Annotated in this window: 1 protein-coding gene; it reads right to left on the reverse strand. The window is 46.5% G+C overall.

Annotation, left to right across the window (positions count from 1 at the left end; translation table 11 throughout):
* Positions 1 to 135: 135 nt before the first annotated feature.
* On the reverse strand, positions 136 to 931 hold a 796-nt coding region (locus BCT81_RS00670), incomplete at its 5' end, for an aerolysin family beta-barrel pore-forming toxin (RefSeq protein WP_102422981.1).

A 931-nucleotide genomic window follows, 5' to 3' on the forward strand; every position in this document is an offset into this window, starting at 1 on the left:
GGAAAAGCCGGTTTAGTTAGTTCTGCTTCGTGATGAACGTATGAAAGCCCGCGCTAGGTTATTGTGACCAAATTAGCGTGGGCTTTGTCGTCATACACGGCAGGTGTCCTATTACCGTGTATGTAGATGGTTATATTAGTCAGCTAAACGAACGTTGAACTCAGCGCCTTCAAAGCCTAGATCACTCAGTTCTTGAGCATCAAAGTTGGTCGTTACATCAATGTTACCAAGCTGTTCAGTTATTTGGTTTTCGCCATCAATACTGCTTTCAGAACGCAGACCACCTGCATTCAGCGGTTTAGCTTGGCCAATTTCGATTGTACCAGCGTATTGAGATTCTGCGTAAAAATCTCCCGACACGTAAGAGTGGAATGGACGTAAGCTATGACTTGTTGCCCATTGCATGTTTGACAGACCGGCTTCTTTAATCGCCCAACCCCAATCCCACCATTTTGTCTCTCCTGGAATGTAGCGGTGGTCCCATTGGTAACGAATGTCAGCAGAGTGGTCACTCGCGCGACCCATAGTGAACGTATGTCCGATAGTCGGGCGGTTTCCAGGGTGCGTATGCCATGCGTTGCCACTATAGCGAAGGAAACCATTGAATTGCACGTCGTAAGCAATATCAGCGTTAAATTGGTATGGGTACGAGATAGTTGAACGGTACAGCTCGACTTTAATTGGGATCTCAGAGTGAGGAGGAACCATTGGACGAGCCTGAAGTGTTACCGTCTCACTTGAAGAGCCGCCATTCGTGTTTGCGAAGCTTTGATTCGCTTCAAACTTGATGGTGAGCTTAGTATCGCCAACAAAAGGCCATTTGAACGTATTCTCAGTGGAAACGCTTTCAGAAAAGCCGTAGCTATTTGTCTTGGACCAATTTGTCGACTCATCGACTTTTAAGTCAACGACAACTTGCTGCGCAATATCG

Source organism: Vibrio sp. 10N.261.52.A1 (assembly GCF_002876325.1).
Lineage (GTDB): Bacteria > Pseudomonadota > Gammaproteobacteria > Enterobacterales > Vibrionaceae > Vibrio > Vibrio chagasii.